Origin of the sequence: Streptomyces sp. NPDC096012, assembly GCF_040426375.1 — a bacterium.
Classification (GTDB): Bacteria; Actinomycetota; Actinomycetes; order Streptomycetales; family Streptomycetaceae; genus Streptomyces.
In genome coordinates this window covers 16,857-34,910 of record NZ_JBEOTD010000003.1, presented here as the reverse complement: position 1 = coordinate 34,910, position 18,054 = coordinate 16,857, and the positions used below count along the sequence as shown (strand labels likewise).

Below are 18,054 nucleotides of genomic sequence, written 5' to 3'. Positions count from 1 at the left end.
ACGATACGTTGCGTCTCGCATAGCGTGGCCGTCATGAACGCGACCACGACCGCACCCGCGCACATCGCCATGTTCTCCATCGCCGCCCACGGCCACGTGAACCCCAGCCTGGAGGTGATCCGGGAACTGGTCGCCCGGGGGCACCGCGTGAGCTACGCCATCCCGCCCGCGTTCGCCGGCAAGGTGGCCGCCACCGGTGCCCGCCCGGTGCTCTACACCTCCACGCTGCCCGGCCCCGACGCCGACCCCGAGGCCTGGGGGACCACCCTGCTCGACCACGTGGAGCCGTTCCTCGCCGACGCGATCCAGGCGCTCCCTCAGCTGATCGAGGCCTACGCCGGCGACGAACCCGACCTCGTCCTGCACGACATCACCTCCTACCCGGCCCGGGTCCTCGCCCACCGCTGGGGCGTCCCGGCGGTCTCCCTGTCACCCAACCTCGTCGCCTGGGAGGGCTACGAGAAGGAGGTCGCCGAGCCGATGTGGGCCGAACCGAAGAGGACCGAACGCGGACAGGCCTACTATGCCCGGTTCGAGGCGTGGCTGGCGGAGAACGGGATCACCGAGCACCCGGACTCCTTCGCCGGCCGCCCGCCACGCTCGCTGGTACTCATCCCCAAGGCCCTCCAGCCGCACGCCGACCGGGTCGACGAACGCGTCCACTCCTTCGTCGGCGCCTGTCAGGGCGACCGGGCCGAGCAGGGTGACTGGCAGCGCCCCGCCGGTGCCGCGAAGGTCGTCCTGGTGTCCCTCGGCTCGACCTTCACCAAACAGCCCGGCTTCTACCGGGAGTGCCTGCGCGCCTTCGGGGACCTGCCCGGCTGGCACCTGGTCCTCCAGATCGGCGGCCAGGTCGATCCCGCCGAGCTGGGAGAGCTTCCGGCCGGCGTCGAAGTGCACAGCTGGGTGCCGCAGTTGGCGATCCTCAGGCAGGCCGATCTGTTCGTCACCCACGCCGGCGCCGGCGGCAGCCAGGAGGGACTGGCCACGGCCACGCCGATGATCGCCGTACCGCAGGCCGTCGACCAGTTCGGCAACGCCGACATGCTCCAGGCGCTCGGCGTCGCCCGGCGGCTGGCCACCGAGGAGGCCACCGCCGACCGCCTCCGCGAGGCCGCCCTCGCCCTGGTGGACGACCCGGCAACCGCCCGCAGGCTGAAGGAGATCCAGGCGGAGATGGCCCAGGAGGGCGGCACCCGGCGGGCGGCGGACCTCATCGAGGCCGAACTGCCCGCACACCGGAGGAAGTAGAGAGCACCCGGCAGTGCGCCGCAGTGCCGGGCCACGCGCGGACCGGCATTCGGTGGTCCGCCGTCGTGCCGGGCCACCTGCGGACCGGCATCGGTGGTGCGCCGTCGTGCCGGGCCACGCGCGAACCTGCTTTCGGTGGTCCGCTGTCGTGCCGGGCCACGCGCGAACCGGCATCGGTGGTCCGCCGCCGGACTGGGCCACGCGCGGACCCCGCGCGAGCCGTCGTACGGGGGTCCGCACGGGCGCGGGACGGGACGGGACGGGGCCCGCCGGTTCCCGGAGGAACCGGCGGGCCCCGTGGTGACGGGTGTGCTCAGACCGTCAGCCGTTCGCCCTCCTCGCGCACGGGCCCCGCGATCGCCTCGGGCGCCTCGTCATGGGTGAGGTCCGGCAGCCGGTGCAGCCACCGGGGGAGGTACCAGTTGCGCTCGCCGAGCAGTGCCATCACCGCCGGCAGCAGCACTCCGCGGATGACCGTCGCGTCGATGAGGACGGCCGCCGCCAGGCCCACGCCCATCTGCTTCATGGACTGCATCGACAGCGTGCCGAAGATCGCGAAGACGGCGACCATGATGACCGCCGCGCTGGTGACGACCCCGGCCGTGGTGACCACGCCGTGCCGGATCGCCTCCCTGGTGTCGCGGCCGCGCAGCCGGGCCTCGCGGATACGGGAGACCACGAACACGTGGTAGTCCATGGACAGTCCGAACAGGATGACGAAGAGGAACAGCGGCAGCCACGTCACGATCGCGCCGACCCCCTCCGCGCCCACCAGCGAGGCACCCCAGCCGTGCTGGAAGACGGTGACGAGAATGCCGTAGGCGGCGGCCACCGAGAGCAGGTTGAGCGCGATCGACGTGATCGCGATGGTCAGCGAGCGGAACGACAGCAGCATCAGCAGGAAGGCGAAGACGACCACGAACGCGAAGACCGGCATCACCGAGCCCATCAGCTGGTCGTTGAAGTCGTGGTTGCCGGCGACCTGCCCGGTGATGGGCGCCTGCACCCCGTCGACCTTGCCGAGCGTGGCGGGCCGCACCTCGTCGCGCAGCTTCTCCAGGTTCCGCGTCGCCTTGTCCATGTCGGAGCCGCCGACCAGGGGCACGGAGACCAGGGCCACGTTCTGCGCGTCGTGCAGCTTGATGTCGACCGGGCCACGTGAGGCGCCCGAGGCGATCGCCTCCCGCTTGAAGTCGGCGAGCGCGCGGCGTACTTCGGGGGCGTTGATGTCCCTGGCCCGCACCACGACCTGGGCCGGTTCGCTGCCACCCGGGAAGGCGTCGTTCATGCGGTTGTAGGTCTGCACGATCGGCAGTGAGTCGCCGAACTCCTGGTCCAGGGTGAGCTGCTGGGTCTTCATGCCGAGTGCGGGCGCGGCGATCGCGAGCAGCGCTCCGGCCGCGACGACGACCGAGACCAGCGGCCTGGCGAGCACCCCGCGCAGTACGGCGGTCCAGAACCGGCTCCCGTCGTTCGTGCCGTGCCGCCGGCGCCGGCGGCCGAGGAAGGGAAGGCGGCCCTTCTCGACCCGCTCACCGAGCAGCGACAGCAGCGCGGGCAGCACCGTCACCGACCCGACCATGGCGACCGCCACCACCATCAGCGAGGCCAGACCCATCGCCTCGAACTCGGCGAGCCCGGTGAACAGCATGCCCGCCATCGCCACGCACACGGTGACGCCGGAGACGACGATCGCCCGGCCGCTGGTGGCGGCGGCGATCCTGAGCGCGGTGGCCGCGTCCCGCCCGGCCTCCCGCTCCTCGCGCTCACGGCGCAGGTAGAACAGGCAGTAGTCGACACCGACGGCCATACCGACCAGCAGCATCACGGAGTTGGCGGTGTCGCTCATCGGCTGCAGATGACTGACCAGGCCCATCAGGCCCATCGTCGCCATGATCGCGGTGATCGCGAGCGCCACCGGAAGCAGCGCGGCCACCAGGGCGCCGAAGGCGATCAGGAGGATGCCGAGGGCCACCGGCACGGCCGAGTACTCGGCCTGCTGGAAGTCGTCACCGAAGGCGTCCTTGTACTGCTTCTGCATGCTGGCGCCGCCGATCTCCTCGATCCGCAGGCCGCCGTGCTGCTTCTGGACCCCCGCGACGGCGCTCAGCACCGGCTCGATCCGGTCGGCGGCCGTCTTCGCGTCACCGCGCAGATCGAACTGCACCAACGCGCTGCGCCCGTCCCGGGAGACGGCGTGCGTGTCGTACGGCGAGGTCACGCCGGTGACCTCGCCGGTGCCGTCGACCGCCTCGATCACGTCGGCGACGGCCGCCCGGAACCCGCCGCTCGTGGCCCTGACCGTGCCGCCCCGCGCCTGGATGAGGACGGTCTCGGCGGCCGGCTCCTTGATCCCCGCGTCGTCGATGATCTGTGCCGCGGTGTGGGTCTCGCCGCCCAGCTGGTCGCTCTCGTCCACGTCGACCCGGCCCGCCGCCGAGCCGAGGCCCATCGCCAGGACCACGAACAGCACCCATATGCCGACGGCCGCCCAGCGGTGCCGGGCACTCCAGCCGCCGGCCCGGGCGGCCAGCCCCCGCACCTGTGTCTTCCCCATGACGGGTGTTCCCCCTCGTGTGCGGTGACGGCCCCCTGCCGCCACGCCTGTGCTTGCTCCGTTCCGACGGTATGGGCCGCACCGGCACGCCTCGTCGTGCTGCCCGGTGAAGTGCGGCGGGCGCGGCTCCCCACTGGGGAGGACGGTGGGCCCTTACATCTATCGGCGGTTCTCCGGGACGGATCTCAGGGACCCGTGCCGCACCCGACCCTCCGCGTCCGCGCCCGCGTGCCCGGTCCGGCGCACCCGGTCCGCCCCGTTCCCTCGCATCGGATCCACCGCGCCCGCTCTCGTTCCCTCGCTCCTGTCCCCTCGCCCCCCGTTCCCCCACATCCGCTCCACCGCGTCCGCGCAGCCCGTGTCCGATCCGCCGACAGAGATCACCTTTGTGATTTCGGAGCCTTGTTGAACAAGTCACAGCTGCGTGTAGGAGTTGATCCGCGGCCGGGTGATCGGCCAGAGTTTCGCCCAACCGGCGCTCGCCGGACCCGGCCGTCGTGCCCGCCCCCACGGGGCACGACGGCCGTTCTATCGTGACCGGATGACGACCTATGCGGCGCTGCTGCGCGGAATCAACGTCAGCGGCGCCAAGAGGCTCCCCATGGCCGAGCTGCGCACGCTCATGACCGGCCTCGGGCACGCCGGGGTCCGCACCCATCTGCAGAGCGGCCAGGCCGTGTTCACCACCGGCCACGACGACACGGAGTCGCTGGCGGCGGAGCTGGCGCGGGCGATCGAGGAACGCTTCGGTTTCCCGGTCGAGGTGCTGGTGCGCGACCACGCCTACCTGAAGGCGGTCATGGAGGCGTGCCCCTTCCCGGCCGCCGACCTGGAGCCCAGGCAGCTGCACGTCACCTACTTCTCCGCCGCCGTCACCCCGGACCGGTTCGCGGAGCTCGACCAGACCGCCCACCTGCCCGAGGAGTTCCGGCTCGGCGACCGCTGCCTGTACCTGTACGCCCCCGACGGCGTCGGCCGCTCCAAGCTCGCCGAGGCGCTGGCCCGCCCGCGGATCACCAGGGGCCTGACCGCCACCAGCCGGAACTGGAACACCGTGGTCAAGCTGGCCGAGCTGACGGCCACGGCGGAGTGACCCCCGGGGACGGACTCGCCCGATGCGGAACAACCCGACGCTGAGCCCCTCCGGCGATGCCGAGCAACCCGACGCTGAGCCCCTCCGGCCGCTGACAGTGGCCCCCTGACGGCTGCGCGCCGCGAACCGGAAGCCGGAGTGGCTGATAACCATCCCTCCGGCGGGCGAGCGCCGCCACAGGTGTGACGCGTGGGCAGTGACCGGCGCAGAACGAAGAGCCACCGCGGTCCGACGCCACAGGGGAGCGCCGGACCGCGGTGCCCTTTACCACGTGCCCGCCCCCACATGGCCCGGCTCACCGAACTCCGCGATAAATCCAGCACGCTGTTCCTAGGCTGGAGCGTGCGCACCCGCCGAAGCGGAACGCTGGAGCGCGCGCGATCGCCGAACGGAACGGACGGACGAAGGAGACGGGCACGCCATGGCCCACACGCGGGCGCACCCCTCACCCCCGGCGGCGCCCGGCGCCCGGTCAACGCGCACCGCTCACCCGGACGGGTGGCTGTTTTCGGCCCAGTCGGCGCCGACGCCACCGGCGCGGGAGGCCGACCAGGTAAGAGGCCGGCCACCCGGCCCGCCATCACCCGTACGGCCGAGCCGTCCCGGCCCTCCGTACCCGCACCGCCGACATCGGTAACGTCAGCGGCCCGGACCCGCCCGCATCGAACCCGCAGAGTCCCAGCCCCCGATGGCCGCCCAGGACGGGCGGCCCCTGCGGACCAGAAGCCCCCTGAGGGCCAGAAGCGAGGACAAGCACATGAGCACGTACAACTTCGGACCCGCCCACGGACCGGTCGGCTACGGCGACAACACCGAGCTGGACCTGGAGACCCTCATGGAGGCCGCCGCCCGGCTCACCGAGACCCTGCACGCCGAGTACCCGGCCCTGGTCGGCCAGGGAGAGGTGATCCAGCGCGAGTTGGCGCTCTCCGCCGAGGACGGTCTGCCGCCCAACCGGGGCCGGATCCGTTCCGCGCTGGAGAACGTCGCGATCACGGCGGCGGCCGGCACCGGCAGCCTCACCTTCACCCAGTACCTCACGAACGCCCTCGGCCTGTGACCGGCCCGGGCCGGCCCGGCCGCGCCGGCGGTGGTCAGGCGCCGAGTACGGCGAGAGCCGGCCGGCAGGCGCGGTCGTAGCGTTCCAGCAGCACCCGCGCCACCTCCGGCGCCGGGCCCAGCACCTCCGCCAGCACATCCGCCTCGGCGGCGCCGCGCGCGATGCGGTCCGGGAGGAAGCCGGGGGCCAGCACGTAGGGCGCGACGGCGACCCGCTCACAGCCGAGGGCGCGCAGCTCACGCACGGCGTCCTCGGTGCGCGGAAGGGAGGCGGAGGCGAACGCGGGCCGCACGGCGCACCAACCGGTGTGCCACCACTCCCGCGCGATGTCGGCGATCACCGCGATCGCCTCCGGGTCGGTGGACCCCGCCGAGGCCAGCACGACCCCGGTCGAGGACTTGTCGCGGGGCCTCAACCCCGCCTCGTACAGGCGCCGTTCGAGCGCCGACAACAGCAGCGGGGACGGGCCGAGCACGTCCGCCTGCCGGATCCGCAGCCGCGCCGGCGCCTGTCGCAGCACGGCCGGTATGTCGGACTTGGCGTGGAACGCGCGGGTCAGCAGCAGCGGCAGCGCGACGACGTCCCGCACGCCCTCCGCGGCCAGCGACTCCAGCATCCCCTGCACCGTCGGGACGTTGAAGTCCAGGAAACCCGTCTCCACGCGCAGCCCCGGCCGCAGCGACCGTACCCGCTCCACCAGGGCGTGCACGGTCGCGGCGTGCCGCGGGTCACGGCTGCCGTGGGCGATGACGAGGAGGACGGGTCCGGGGCGCACGGCTGATCAGCTCCTCACCAGCAGGCCGCGGCTGCGCAGCACCCACCGCTCCAGCGGACTGAAGACCAGCAGGTCGATGGCGATACCGACGAACAGGATGAGCAGGATCGCCTCGAACACCATGGCCATGTCGCTGGCGGTGCGGGCGTTCTCCAGCAACTGGCCCAGCCCCACGCCCAGGTCGGGGAAGCTCGCGATGATCTCCGCGGCCATCAGCGACCGCCAGGAGAACGCCCAGCCCTGCTTCAGGCCCGCCACGTAGCCGGGCAGGGCCGCGGGCAGGGTGACGTGCCAGATGCCCCGCAGACCCGTCGCGCCCATGGTCCGGCCGGCCCGCAGGAACAGCGGCGGCACCTGGTCGACACCCGAGACCAGGCCGTTGGCGATGGACGGCACGGCGCCGAGCAGGATCACCGCGTACATCATCTTGTTGTTCAGGCCCAGCCAGATCAGCGCCGGCGGCACCCACGCCACCGACGGCAGCGACTGCAGACCGGACAGGATCGGGCCGATGGCCGCCCGTACGAACCTCACCCGCGCCACCACGAGACCCAGCGGGGTGCCGATCAGCAGCGCGAAGAAGAAGCCCAGCAGGCCGCGCGAGACGCTGGTCCAGATGTAGTCGAGCAGGTTGCCCTGCAGCCAGTCGTTCCGGACCGCCTGCCACACCGCCGACGGCGACGGCAGCTTGGTCGGATCGTCGACGATCTTCAGCGTGATCAGACCCTGCCAGACCACCAGGACCACCGCGACCGCGAGGATCGGCGGCAGGACCTTGTCGATGAGGGTCCGCCGCAGGGACGGGCGGCTCGTGGTCGAGGTCTCCAGAGCGTCGAGGCCCGCCTCGACGCTCCCGGCGTCCTTGACCGGCGTCGTCTCAGTGCTGGCCATGGCGGCGGATCTCCCCACGCAGTACTTCGGTGATCTCGACGGACAGTTCCGCCACGGGCGCGTCCTCGATACGGCGCGGCTGCGGGATGTCGACCTCCCACGTCCGGGCCACCCGGCCCGGACGGGAGGACAGCAGGACGACCCGCTGGGCCAGCCGCACCGCCTCGCGCACGTTGTGCGTCACGAACAGCACGGACACGCCGGTCTCCGCCCAGATGCGGGTCAGCTCGTCGTGCAGCACGTCCCGGGTGATGGCGTCGAGCGCCGCGAACGGCTCGTCCATCAGCAGCAGGCTGCTCTCCTGCGCCAGCGCGCGGGCCAGTGCCACCCGCTGCCGCATGCCACCGGACAGCTCGTGCACCCGCTTGCCGTACGCGCCCTTCAGCCGGACGAGTTCGAGCAGCTCCTCGGCCTTGCCGCGCCGCTCGGGCTTGGCGACTCCCCGGAGCTTCAGGGCCAGTTCTATGTTCTTGCCCGCGGTCAGCCACGGGAAGAGCGCGTGTTCCTGGAACATCAGGGCCGGGCGGCCGTCCGTGTGGATGGCACCGGCGGTGGGCCGGTCCAGCCCCGCCACCAGGTTCAGCAACGTGGACTTGCCGCAGCCCGAGGCCCCCAGGAGGGTGACGAACTCGCCGGGCGCGACATCGAGGGTGATGTCGTCCAGCACGAGCTGCTCCCCGCGCGGAGTCGCGAAGGACTTCGAGACGTGCTCGAGGCGTGCGGCGTACTCGACCGACTGGTCGGCCTTGACGAGGGCCGTGGCCATGGTCGTCACCTCCTGGGTACTCGTCGGGAACGGGGTCAGCTGGTGCCGAGGCCGGCGGCGTCGACGGGGCTCTCACCCGCGGCCTCGAGGACCTTGTTGAGGATCGTCAGGTCGTAGATGCCCTTGAGGTCCGGCTTCTTCAGCAGGCCGGCCTTGACCGCGTGCTTCGCCTCGGTGTCGAGGGTGGCGGCCAGCGGGTCGTCGGTGATCTGGATCGACTTCCACGCCGGGTCCAGGACCTTCGCCGGGAGCGCCTTGCCCGAGTCCGCCGCCAGCTGCTCGTTGGCCGCTGCCTTGGCCTGCGCAGGGTTGGCGTTGATCCACTTGTTGGTCGTGACCGAGGCCTTGAGCACCGCCTCGACGGCCTTCGGGTGGGCCTTGAGGAACTTCTGCGAGACGATGATGTTCGTGATCACGAACTTCTTGTCCGGCCACAGCGTCGACTCGTCCAGCAGCACCTTGCCGCCCTCGGCGACCAGCTTCGACGCGGTCGGTTCCGGCACCCAGGCGCCGTCGACGGACCCGGCCTTGTAGGCGTCCGGCGTCACCTTGTTGTCGCTGCGAACGACCGTGAGGTCACCCGTGCCGCCCTGCGCGTCGACCTTCCAGCCCTGCTCGGCGGCCCAGTTGAGGAACGCCACGTCCTGCGTGTTGCCCAGCTGGGGCGTCGCGATCCGCTTGCCCTTGACGTCCTTCAGGGACTTGATCTTCTTCGGGTTCACGACCAGCTTCACACCGCCGGACGCCGAACCGCCGACGATCTTCAGGCTGTGCCCGTTCGACTTGGTGTATCCGTTCACGGCCGGGGACGGGCCGATCCAGCCGATGTCGATGGACCCGGAGTTGAGCGCCTCGATCTCGGAGGGGCCGGCGTTGAAGATCGCGGGCTTGACCTCGGTGCCGCCCAGTTCCTTCTGGAAGAAGCCCTTTCGCATGCCGACGAGCGCGGTCGCATGGGTCAGGTTCCCGAAGTAGCCGATCCTGACGGAGTCGAGACCGTCGGTCTTCTCGGCGCCGGCGGCGACCTTGGTGGTGTCGTCGTTCTTCGACTCGGACCCGTAGCCGCAGGCGGCCAGGGTCAGCAGAGGGAGCGCGGCCAGCACCGCGAAGGTTCGGCGCAAAGGGTTCGTTGCAGGCACGGGAGGTGTTCCTCTCGGAGGCCCGGCGGTCACGGTCTCTCAGGACGTGGCCGGGAATTCGGCAAGGGTCTTCGTCGCTTCCGGGACGTCGGGTGGGGGGACGGGGCGCGCAAGCGGTGCGCGTACGTCAGCGCGCACATCGCGCCACTCCGCCCTGCCCGCTGCCGAGGGCGCCGCTGCCGACGCGGCCGCCCTCCTTCGCGAACGTCGAGTAGACGTCGGTCGTCTGCACGATCAGAAGTCCCAGCCGTCTTCGTCGGCGGCGTCCTTGACCGGCTCGGGGGCCGCGAACGACTCACCGACCATGCCGGCGGTGAGCGTGGTGCCGTCCGAGGGGTCGATCAGGATGAAGGAGCCGGTGCGGCGCGAGTCGGCGTAGGAGTCGACCGGCAGCGGCTCGGCGGTACGGATCTTCACGCGGCCGATGTCGTTGGCGACGAGCTGCCCCGGGTGCGGGTGCAGGGACAGGTCGTCGAGCGTGAGCCGGGAAGGGATGTCCCTGACGATCGCCTTGACCGTGCGGGTGCCGTGCTTGAGCAGCACCCGGTGGCCGACGGTCAGCGGGGCGTCGGCCACGTGGCAGACGGTCGCCTCGACGTCCTGCGTGGTGGCCGGTGCGTCCTCGGTCGGCACGATCAGGTCACCGCGCGAGACGTCGATGTCGTCCTCCAGCAGCACCGTGACCGACTGCGTCGTCCACGCCACGTCGACCGGCTCGCCGAGCACGTCGATGCCGGAGATCCTCGAGGTCCGCCCGGACGGCAGGACGGTGACCGGCTCGCCGACCCGGAACGTGCCGGCCGCGATCTGGCCCGCGTAGCCCCGGTAGTCCGGGTGCTCGGCGGTCTGCGGCCGGATCACGTACTGCACGGGCAGCCGGGCGTGGCAGTGCGCCAGGTCGTGGCTGACCGGCACCGTCTCCAGGTGCTCCAGGACGGTCGGACCGCCGTACCAGTCCATGTTCGCGGACGGCTCCACCACGTTGTCACCGGTCAGCGCCGAGATCGGGATCGCGGTCACCTCCGGGACACCCAGCTCGGTCGCGTACGCCGTGAACTCCTCGGCGATCGCGGCGAACACCTTCTCGTCGTACCCGACCAGGTCCATCTTGTTGACGGCGAGGACGGCGTGCGGGACGCGGAGCAGGGCGGCGATGGCCGCGTGCCGGCGGGTCTGCTCGACCACGCCGTTGCGGGCGTCGACCAGGACCACCGTCAGCTCGGCCGTCGAGGCGCCGGTGACCATGTTGCGGGTGTACTGCACATGCCCGGGCGTGTCGGCCAGGATGAACCGGCGCCGGGGCGTGGCGAAGTAGCGGTACGCCACGTCGATCGTGATGCCCTGCTCCCGCTCGGCGCGCAGGCCGTCGGTGAGCAGCGCGAGGTCCGGGCCCTCCTGCCCGCGGCTCGCCGAGACGCGCTCCACGGCCTCCAGCTGGTCGGTGAGGACCGACTTGGAGTCGTGCAGCAGCCGCCCGACGAGGGTGGACTTGCCGTCGTCGACGGAGCCGGCGGTGGCGAACCGCAGCAGCGTGGTGGCCGAGAGCGCCTCGGTCGTGGTCGTCGTCATGCTTAGAAGTACCCCTCGCGCTTGCGGTCTTCCATCGCGGCCTCGGAGAGCTTGTCGTCGGCGCGGGTCGCGCCGCGCTCGGTGAGCCGCGAGGCGGCGATCTCGGCGATCACCGCGTCCAGCGTGGTCGCGTCGGAGTCGACGGCGCCCGTGCAGGACATGTCCCCGACGGTCCGGTAGCGGACCAGACGCCTGACGACGGTCTCGCCGTCCTTCGCGCCACCCCACTCACCGGCCGTCAGCCACATGCCGGCCCGCTGGAACACCTCGCGCTCGTGCGCGAAGTAGATCTGCGGCAGCTCGATGCCCTCGCGGGCGATGTACTGCCACACGTCCAGCTCGGTCCAGTTCGACAGCGGGAAGACGCGGACGTGTTCGCCCGGCGCGTGGCGTCCGTTGTAGAGGTTCCACAGCTCGGGGCGCTGGCGGCGCGGGTCCCACTGGGAGAACTCGTCGCGCAGGGAGAAGACGCGCTCCTTGGCGCGGGCCTTCTCCTCGTCCCGGCGTCCGCCGCCGAAGACGGCGTCGAACCTCTCGCCCTGGATCTTCTCCGTCAGGGGGAGCGTCTGGAGGGGGTTGCGAGTGCCGTCGGGGCGCTCCTTGAGTACACCGCGATCGATGTAGTCCTGGACGGACGCCACATGGAGGCGCAGCCCATGTGCGGCCACCACACGGTCCCGGTACTCCAGTACCTCCGGGAAGTTGTGTCCCGTGTCCACATGGAGCAGGGAGAAGGGGATCGTCGCCGGGGCGAAGGCCTTCAGCGCGAGGTGCAGCATGACGATGGAGTCCTTGCCACCGGAGAACAGGATCACCGGGTTCTCGAACTCGCCCGCCACCTCGCGGAAGATGTGCACCGCCTCGGACTCCAGCGCGTCCAGGTGCGAGAGCGCGTACGGGCTGTCCGTGCCGTTCTCGACCTTGGCGATTGTGGTCATGCCAGTCCCCTCTCGGTCAGCAGCGCATGCAGGGACGCGGCGGACTCCTGAACCGTCTGGTGCTGCGACTCGATCCGCAGATCGGGCGCCTCGGGCTCCTGGTAGGGGTCGTCGACCCCGGTGAGCCCGGACAGCTCGCCCGCGGCCTGCTTGGCGTACAGCCCCTTCACGTCGCGTTCGCTGCACACCTCGACCGGGGTCGCCACGTGGATCTCCAGGTAGGGCGTGCCGTTCTCCTCGTGCCGCTTGCGCACCGCGTCCCGGCTGTCCGTGTAGGGCGCGATCACCGGCACCAGGGCTTTGACACCGTTGCGCGCGAGTAGTTCGGCGACGAAGCCGATGCGCTGCACGTTGGTGTGCCGGTCCTCGCGGGAGAAGCCGAGGCCCGCGGAGATGAACTCGCGGATCTCGTCGCCGTCGAGGACCTCGACCCGGTGGCCCTCGGCCCGCAGCCGGGCCGCCAGCTCGTACGCGATGGTGGTCTTGCCGGCGCTCGGCAGACCTGTGAGCCAGACGGTGGCTCCGGTCGTCACGTGGTTCTCCTGAATCGAGTCGTTCGTCATCCGTGCAGCCCGCACTCGGTCTTGGCGCGGCCCGCCCAGCGGCCGGCGCGCGCGTCCTCGCCCTCCAGGACCCTCCGGGTGCACGGGGCGCAGCCGATGGAGGGATAGCCGTCCGTCAGCAGGGGATTGGTGAGCACGCCGTGTTCGGCGATGTACGCGTCCACGTCGTCCTGCGTCCAGCGGGCGATGGGGGAGACCTTCACCTTCCGCCGCTTCTCGTCCCAGCCGACGACCGGGGTGTTCGCCCGGGTGGGGGACTCGTCGCGGCGCAGGCCGGTCGCCCACGCCAGGTAGCCCTTCAGGCCCTCTTCCAGGGGCCGCACCTTGCGCAGCGCGCAGCACAGGTCCGGGTCCCGGTCGTGCAGCCGCGGCCCGTACTCGGCGTCCTGCTCGGCGACGGTCTGCTTCGGCGTGAGGGTGATGAGGTTGACGTCCATCACGGCCTCGACGGCGTCCCGGGTTCCGATGGTCTCCGGGAAGTGGTAGCCGGTGTCGAGGAAGACCACGTCGACGCCCTTGACCACGCGCGAGGCGAGATGGGCGACGACGGCGTCCTCCATGGAGGAGGTGACGCAGAACTTCTCGCCGAAGGCGTCCACCGCCCACCGCAGGATCTCCAGGGCGGAGGCGTCCTCCAGGTCGCGGCCCGCCTGTTCGGCGAGGGCCTTCAACTCCTCGGTCGTACGCTGCTGTTCCTGAGCCGTGGTCATATCCGGTCGTCCCCTCCGTCGTCGGCCCGCTGGAGCCCCCGGGCCAGCAGCCCGAGGAACTTCAGCTGGAATGCGCGGTTGCACGCCCCGCATTCCCAGGCGCCATGACCCTGTTCGTTCGGACGCAGGTCCTCGTCACCGCAGTAGGGGCAGTAGAAAGGCGCGGCACGCTCGCTCACGACAGCGCCTCCTCGGAGGCCCGGGCCGCCCAGGTGGCGAACCGCTCGCCGTCCTCGCGCTCGGCCTGGAACCGCTTCAGCACCCGCTCGACGTAGTCGGGCAGTTCCCGGGAGGTGACCTTCAGGCCGCGCACCTTGCGGCCGAAGCCGGGCTCCAGGCCGAGCGCGCCGCCCAGGTGCACCTGGAAGCCCTCGACCTGGTTGCCGTCCTCGTCCAGGACCAGCTGGCCCTTGAGGCCGATGTCCGCGACCTGGATCCGGGCGCAGGCGTTGGGGCAGCCGTTGATGTTGATGGTGATCGGCTCGTCGAAGTCCGGCAGCCGGCGCTCGAGTTCGTCGATCAGCGAGATGCCGCGCGCCTTGGTCTCGACGATGGCGAGCTTGCAGAACTCGATGCCGGTGCAGGCCATCGTGCCCCGCCGGAACGGGGACGGGCTGACCGTCAGGCCCAGCGACTCCAGACCCGCGACGAGCGAGTCGACCTGCGCCTCCTCGACGTCGAGCACGATCATCTTCTGCTCGACGGTGGTCCGGACGCGGCCCGATCCGTGTGCCTCGGCGACCTCGGCGATCTTGGCCAGCAGGGTGCCGTCGACCCGGCCGACGCGCGGCGCGAAACCGACGTAGAACCGGCCGTCCTGCTGCCGGTGCACACCGACGTGGTCGCGCCAGCGCTCCACCGGCTGCGCGGGCGCCGGCCCGTCGACCAGCTTCCGCTTCAGGTACTCGTCCTCCAGGACCTGCCGGAACTTCTCCGCGCCCCAGTCGGCGACCAGGAACTTCAGCCGGGCGCGGGTGCGCAGCCGCCGGTAGCCGTAGTCGCGGAAGATCGAGATGACGCCCTCGAAGACGTCCGCGACCTCCTCCAGCGGGACCCAGGCGCCGAGCCGCACACCGATCTTGGGGTTCGTGGACAGGCCACCGCCGACCCACAGGTCGAAACCGGGGCCGTGCTCGGGGTGCCGGACGCCGACGAACGCGACGTCGTTGATCTCGTGCGCCACGTCCAGCAGCGGCGAGCCGGAGACCGCGGACTTGAACTTGCGGGGCAGGTTCGAGAACGCCGGGTTGCCGATGATCCGGCGGTGGGCCTCCTCGATGGCGGGGGTGCCGTCGAGGATCTCGTCGGCGGCGATGCCGGCGACCGGCGAGCCGAGGATCACGCGGGGCGTGTCACCGCAGGCCTCGGTGGTGGACAGGCCGACGGCCTCCAGGCGCTCCCAGATCTCCGGCACGTCCTCGATCCGGATCCAGTGCAGCTGGATGTTCTGCCGGTCGGTGATGTCGGCGGTGCCGCGCGCGAACTCCTGCGAGATCTCGCCGATGACCCGCAGCTGCCGCGTGGTCAGCCGGCCCCCGTCGATGCGGACGCGCAGCATGAAGTACTCGTCGTCCAGCTCCTCCGGCTCCAGGATCGCCGTCTTGCCGCCGTCGATCCCGGGCTTGCGCTGGGTGTACAGCCCCCACCAGCGCATCCGGCCGCGCAGGTCGTTGGGGTCGATCGAGTGGAAACCGCCCTTGGAGTAGATCGTCTCAATGCGTGTCCGCACGTTGAGACCGTCATCGTCCTTCTTGAACTGCTCGTTGCCGTTGAGCGGGGTGAAGTGCCCCGCGGCCCACTGACCCTCACCGCGGTGACGGCTCACCCTGCGGCGGGGCGCGGAGTCGGCGGGGTTCGGTGGGGTGGCGGCCATGGTTCTACGTCCTTCGGGACAGGCGGAAAGCGGCTCTGACCTGCGCACACATGCGCGTACGGGCGCGGTCGCGCGGCCTCGCGCAGGCGGAGGATTCAGGTAAGGGGGATCTCGGCTGTGCTGGAGTGTCAGCTCGCCGGACAGATGGCGCTGGACATGCGGCCGAGGTCGACGTGCCGCCGACTCACCAAGGCAATTCCAGTTCCAGGCATGACGGAAGCGTGTCACGGCGATCTGGACACAGTCCAGCTTTATCCAACATGCGGACACCCTTGTCCCAGAATACGGAACAAGGGTGTCGTCGCTCACATGCGTCGCGGGGAGGCTTGCCCCGGCAGGTCAGGCGGGGTATGCGCCCGGCCACGGTCCCGGCGTCGCCGTTTCCGGCTCCAGCTCCACCTTGGTGTCGAAGAGCCTGAACCCGCGCCGCTGGTAGTTGTCCATCGCGTGCTCGCCGTCCTTGCTGCACGTGTGCAGCCACACCCGCTTGGTGGGCACCCGCTCCGGCCGGCGCTCGGCCAGGTCCCAGGCGCGGGCCGCGCCGTACGACAGCAGGTGGCCGCCGATGCGCCGACCGCGGAAGGCGGGGATCAGACCGAAGTAGACGATCTCGACGACACCGTCGTCCTGCGGCTCCAGCTCGACGTAGCCCGCGGGTGTGCCCCGGTCGTAGGCGACCCAGGTCTCCACGCCGGACCGGTCGAGGTACTCCTGCCATCGGGCGTAGGTCCAGCCCAGCCGGTCGGTCCAGCGGATGTCGCCGCCGACCGAGGCGTACAGGAAGCGGCTGAACTCGGGGGAGGGGACCTCGGCCCGCACGATCCGCACGTCTCCCTCGGGGGCGGCGGCGGGCAGGAGATCGGCCGGTGACGTCTGCTCCAGGGACCAGGTGGTGACAGGGGCGCTGCTCATGCGGGCCAGGGAACCATCTCGCCGGCCGATCTGTCGATCGACCGCGTCACGCCGGCCGCGGGAGGGCCGTGCCGCCCGGGACCGACCGCCTCACGCCGGCCGCGGCAGGGCTGTGCCGCCGGGGGGCGACCATGTCACGCGCCGCGGGAGGGCCGTGCCGCCCGGGACCGACCGCGTCACGCCGGCCCCGCCAGGGCCGTGCCGCCCGGGGGCGACCGTGGCAGGGCTGTGCCGCGGCGCGTCACGCCGGCCGCGGGAGGGCCGTGCGCCCGGGATCGACCGCGTCACGCCGCCTGGCAGGGCCGTGCCGCCCGGGTGTCCGGGGCTCCGGTCGCGTGCGGTGCCGTTCTCCCCTGCGCTCCGGCGCCGCCTCGCACGGCTCGGGAAGGTCACTCCGGCGATCGGTCGAGTGCGGCCAGGGGCAGGGCGAAGAGCATCCGGTCCGAGAGGGACCACACCTCTCCCGTCTCCTGCCAGTAGGAGAGGGACCCCCCTGCCTGGGCCCAGCAGTGGTGTGAGGCGTCCGCGCCGCAGCGGGCGCCCCGCGCCCCCTTGCGGTCCAGCCGCCACAGGCCGCCGTGACCGTCCCGGGAATCGGGCAGGCGTCCCACATACCAGGACGACGTGTCCGCTCCGGCGTGCCGGTAGGACAGCACTCCCAGGATCCCGCCGGCTCGGGTCCGGTAGGCCTCCGCGGCGTCCACCCACCCCGCCGCGTCGGCGGCGAGCGGGCTCCCGTGCTCCGGCTGCGTGGTCTTCCTGTCGCCCGCGCCGGCCGCGTTGTCAGCGGTGTCCGGGATGCCCATGACGTCTCTGCTGAACGCATACCGCCACAGCCTGGTCTTCCGGTCGCTGCCGGGCGCGGTCCGCTCCGCGGCGACCAGGCTGTCCGGTGCCGTGCCCCGGTCGACGGCGAGGGCGCCGGGGCAGGGCGGCCCGGAGGCGGCACAACGACCGGCGGTGAAGCGATAGGAGCCGACCGCGGGCAGTACATAGCGATAGCCGTCCGCGGACCAGCCGCCCGGCACGCGGCCGATCGCGGGCCCGTCGACCGTGGTGCGCTGGATGCGGTCGAGGTCGTAGACGTAGAGCGCTTCGGCGCCGTCGGCCGACGTGGTGACCAGCAGCCTGTTCCGGTACCAGGCCATCCCGGAGATGCCGGAGGTCAAGGCCCGGTAGTCCCGGCCGTCCCGCACCGGCACCACCGGCAGCACCCAGCGGTAGGCGAGGTGGTCGGGGTCGTCGGCGTCGGTGAAGGCGATGCGGGCGAGGCCGCGCTCGGCCGGGTGCCCGGTGGTCGTGCTGCGGGTCCAGCCGGTGAGGACCACCCGGTGCCTGCCCCAGACACCGTCGGCGGTGGCGTCGCCGGAGGTGGTCACCGCGGTCGGGCGCCAGGCGGTGGACGCGGCGTCGGCCGGGTCCCAGCAGTAGGCACGGGTGGCGGCCGGGGCGACGGGCAGGGACGCGCGGTCGTCGGCGGAGCAGGCGGAGCCCTGCCGCATGGCGCGGTCGGTGTTCTCGAGCACGGCGTCCACGCCGACCGGACCGCCCATCGCGGCGGAGAGCCGGTTCAGCGCGCGGGCCGGGACCGGTTGCTCCCGGAGCCGGAGCGGGCCCGTGTCCGCGAGGGAGGTCAGCGGTCTGAGCGGGCCCGGGTTCTGGGTCACCTCGGCCTGGGACACGCTGATCAGGGTGGCCGCCGCGGTGAGTGCCAGCGCGGTCCCGGTCAGCACCGCGCGCAGTGCGGCGCCCCGTCTGCGTCGGCGGTGTCTGCCGCGATGCTTCATGTCTCCTCCCGAGTGGGCCAACTGCGCCTGTTGGTCCGTACGTTGACCGAGGAGCAGATGGGGAGGCCCGTAGGGGATGCTACGGCAGCAAGGGGCCGCGCGGGGCTAAGACCGTGCAAATATGCGGAAGGCACGCGCGGCGAACCTGGGTCCGCCCACGTCACGGACGT

17 protein-coding genes are annotated in these 18,054 nt (G+C 71.7%); 3 read left to right on the top strand and 14 right to left on the bottom strand.

What is annotated here, in order from left to right; genetic code table 11:
• Nucleotides 1-33: 33 nt before the first annotated feature.
• Nucleotides 34-1,251 (top strand): macrolide-inactivating glycosyltransferase, encoded by a 1,218-nt coding sequence (gene mgt / locus ABVB68_RS04375; protein ID WP_353599507.1) that lies wholly within the window; start codon nucleotides 34-36, stop codon nucleotides 1,249-1,251.
• A gap of 313 nt (nucleotides 1,252-1,564) precedes the next feature.
• On the opposite strand, the gene ABVB68_RS04370 is transcribed toward mgt, so the two are convergent.
• Nucleotides 1,565-3,808, bottom strand: coding sequence for an MMPL family transporter (locus ABVB68_RS04370; protein WP_353599506.1), 2,244 nt, complete (start codon nucleotides 3,806-3,808; stop codon nucleotides 1,565-1,567).
• A gap of 541 nt (nucleotides 3,809-4,349) precedes the next feature.
• On the opposite strand from ABVB68_RS04370, the gene ABVB68_RS04365 reads away from it, so the two are divergent.
• A complete protein-coding gene (locus ABVB68_RS04365) occupies nucleotides 4,350-4,901 on the top strand; it encodes a DUF1697 domain-containing protein (RefSeq protein ID WP_353599505.1) in 552 nt (183 codons plus the stop codon).
• Nucleotides 4,902-5,658: 757 nt separating this feature from the next.
• Entirely contained in the window at nucleotides 5,659-5,961 is a 303-nt protein-coding gene (locus ABVB68_RS04360; protein ID WP_353599504.1) for a hypothetical protein, read from the top strand.
• A gap of 34 nt (nucleotides 5,962-5,995) precedes the next feature.
• Here ABVB68_RS04360 and ABVB68_RS04355 read toward each other — a convergent pair whose 3' ends face one another.
• The 13 genes from ABVB68_RS04355 to ABVB68_RS04295 form a co-directional block, all read right to left on the bottom strand.
• Nucleotides 5,996-6,736 carry a sirohydrochlorin chelatase gene (locus ABVB68_RS04355; RefSeq protein WP_353599503.1) on the bottom strand — a complete coding sequence of 247 codons (741 nt, stop codon included), beginning with the start codon at nucleotides 6,734-6,736 and terminating at the stop codon, nucleotides 5,996-5,998.
• Between the two features lie 6 nt (nucleotides 6,737-6,742).
• A complete protein-coding gene (locus tag ABVB68_RS04350; protein WP_353599502.1) occupies nucleotides 6,743-7,627 on the bottom strand; it encodes an ABC transporter permease in 885 nt (294 codons plus the stop codon).
• Nucleotides 7,614-8,393 carry an ABC transporter ATP-binding protein gene (locus ABVB68_RS04345; RefSeq protein WP_353599501.1) on the bottom strand — a complete coding sequence of 260 codons (780 nt, stop codon included), beginning with the start codon at nucleotides 8,391-8,393 and terminating at the stop codon, nucleotides 7,614-7,616. The genes ABVB68_RS04350 and ABVB68_RS04345 overlap by 14 nt, the downstream gene beginning before the upstream one ends.
• A 35-nt stretch (nucleotides 8,394-8,428) precedes the next feature.
• Nucleotides 8,429-9,532: an ABC transporter substrate-binding protein gene (locus tag ABVB68_RS04340; protein ID WP_353599500.1), complete on the bottom strand. Its 1,104-nt coding sequence runs from the start codon at nucleotides 9,530-9,532 to the stop codon at nucleotides 8,429-8,431.
• A 234-nt stretch (nucleotides 9,533-9,766) separates the two neighbouring features.
• Entirely contained in the window at nucleotides 9,767-11,101 is a 1,335-nt protein-coding gene (locus ABVB68_RS04335; RefSeq protein WP_353599499.1) for a sulfate adenylyltransferase subunit 1, read from the bottom strand.
• Between the two features lie 2 nt (nucleotides 11,102-11,103).
• Nucleotides 11,104-12,039 (bottom strand): sulfate adenylyltransferase subunit CysD, encoded by a 936-nt coding sequence (gene cysD / locus ABVB68_RS04330; RefSeq protein ID WP_353599498.1) that lies wholly within the window; start codon nucleotides 12,037-12,039, stop codon nucleotides 11,104-11,106.
• On the bottom strand, nucleotides 12,036-12,572 hold the full coding sequence (gene cysC / locus ABVB68_RS04325) for an adenylyl-sulfate kinase (RefSeq protein ID WP_353599497.1): 537 nt from the start codon (nucleotides 12,570-12,572) through the stop codon (nucleotides 12,036-12,038). Before cysC ends, cysD begins: the two co-directional genes overlap by 4 nt.
• A gap of 26 nt (nucleotides 12,573-12,598) precedes the next feature.
• Entirely contained in the window at nucleotides 12,599-13,312 is a 714-nt protein-coding gene (locus ABVB68_RS04320; RefSeq protein WP_353599496.1) for a phosphoadenylyl-sulfate reductase, read from the bottom strand.
• Nucleotides 13,309-13,491 carry a hypothetical protein gene (locus ABVB68_RS04315; protein ID WP_353599495.1) on the bottom strand — a complete coding sequence of 61 codons (183 nt, stop codon included), beginning with the start codon at nucleotides 13,489-13,491 and terminating at the stop codon, nucleotides 13,309-13,311. Before ABVB68_RS04315 ends, ABVB68_RS04320 begins: the two co-directional genes overlap by 4 nt.
• Nucleotides 13,488-15,185, bottom strand: a complete 1,698-nt coding sequence (locus ABVB68_RS04310) for a nitrite/sulfite reductase (protein WP_353599494.1) — start codon at nucleotides 15,183-15,185, stop codon at nucleotides 13,488-13,490. The genes ABVB68_RS04315 and ABVB68_RS04310 overlap by 4 nt, the downstream gene beginning before the upstream one ends.
• Before the next feature lie 128 nt (nucleotides 15,186-15,313).
• A complete protein-coding gene (locus tag ABVB68_RS04305; protein WP_310739661.1) occupies nucleotides 15,314-15,397 on the bottom strand; it encodes a putative leader peptide in 84 nt (27 codons plus the stop codon).
• A 127-nt stretch (nucleotides 15,398-15,524) separates the two neighbouring features.
• Nucleotides 15,525-16,097, bottom strand: coding sequence for a GNAT family N-acetyltransferase (locus ABVB68_RS04300; protein WP_353599493.1), 573 nt, complete (start codon nucleotides 16,095-16,097; stop codon nucleotides 15,525-15,527).
• 389 nt (nucleotides 16,098-16,486) lie between these two features.
• On the bottom strand, nucleotides 16,487-17,884 hold the full coding sequence (locus ABVB68_RS04295) for a hypothetical protein (protein WP_353599492.1): 1,398 nt from the start codon (nucleotides 17,882-17,884) through the stop codon (nucleotides 16,487-16,489).
• Between the last annotated feature and the right edge of the window lie 170 nt (nucleotides 17,885-18,054).

What these genes read in the sequence shown, in the direction of transcription:
- mgt (WP_353599507.1), top strand. Translation starts at nt 34, where the DNA reads ATGAACGCGACCACGACCGCACCCGCGCACATCGCCATGTTCTCCATC.
- ABVB68_RS04370 (WP_353599506.1), bottom strand. Translation starts at nt 3,808, where the DNA reads ATGGGGAAGACACAGGTGCGGGGGCTGGCCGCCCGGGCCGGCGGCTGG.
- ABVB68_RS04365 (WP_353599505.1), top strand. Translation starts at nt 4,350, where the DNA reads ATGACGACCTATGCGGCGCTGCTGCGCGGAATCAACGTCAGCGGCGCC.
- ABVB68_RS04360 (WP_353599504.1), top strand. Translation starts at nt 5,659, where the DNA reads ATGAGCACGTACAACTTCGGACCCGCCCACGGACCGGTCGGCTACGGC.
- ABVB68_RS04350 (WP_353599502.1), bottom strand. Translation starts at nt 7,627, where the DNA reads ATGGCCAGCACTGAGACGACGCCGGTCAAGGACGCCGGGAGCGTCGAG.
- ABVB68_RS04345 (WP_353599501.1), bottom strand. Translation starts at nt 8,393, where the DNA reads ATGGCCACGGCCCTCGTCAAGGCCGACCAGTCGGTCGAGTACGCCGCA.
- ABVB68_RS04335 (WP_353599499.1), bottom strand. Translation starts at nt 11,101, where the DNA reads ATGACGACGACCACGACCGAGGCGCTCTCGGCCACCACGCTGCTGCGG.
- cysD (WP_353599498.1), bottom strand. Translation starts at nt 12,039, where the DNA reads ATGACCACAATCGCCAAGGTCGAGAACGGCACGGACAGCCCGTACGCG.
- ABVB68_RS04320 (WP_353599496.1), bottom strand. Translation starts at nt 13,312, where the DNA reads ATGACCACGGCTCAGGAACAGCAGCGTACGACCGAGGAGTTGAAGGCC.
- ABVB68_RS04310 (WP_353599494.1), bottom strand. Translation starts at nt 15,185, where the DNA reads ATGGCCGCCACCCCACCGAACCCCGCCGACTCCGCGCCCCGCCGCAGG.
- ABVB68_RS04305 (WP_310739661.1), bottom strand. Translation starts at nt 15,397, where the DNA reads ATGCCTGGAACTGGAATTGCCTTGGTGAGTCGGCGGCACGTCGACCTC.
- ABVB68_RS04300 (WP_353599493.1), bottom strand. Translation starts at nt 16,097, where the DNA reads ATGAGCAGCGCCCCTGTCACCACCTGGTCCCTGGAGCAGACGTCACCG.
- ABVB68_RS04295 (WP_353599492.1), bottom strand. Translation starts at nt 17,884, where the DNA reads ATGAAGCATCGCGGCAGACACCGCCGACGCAGACGGGGCGCCGCACTG.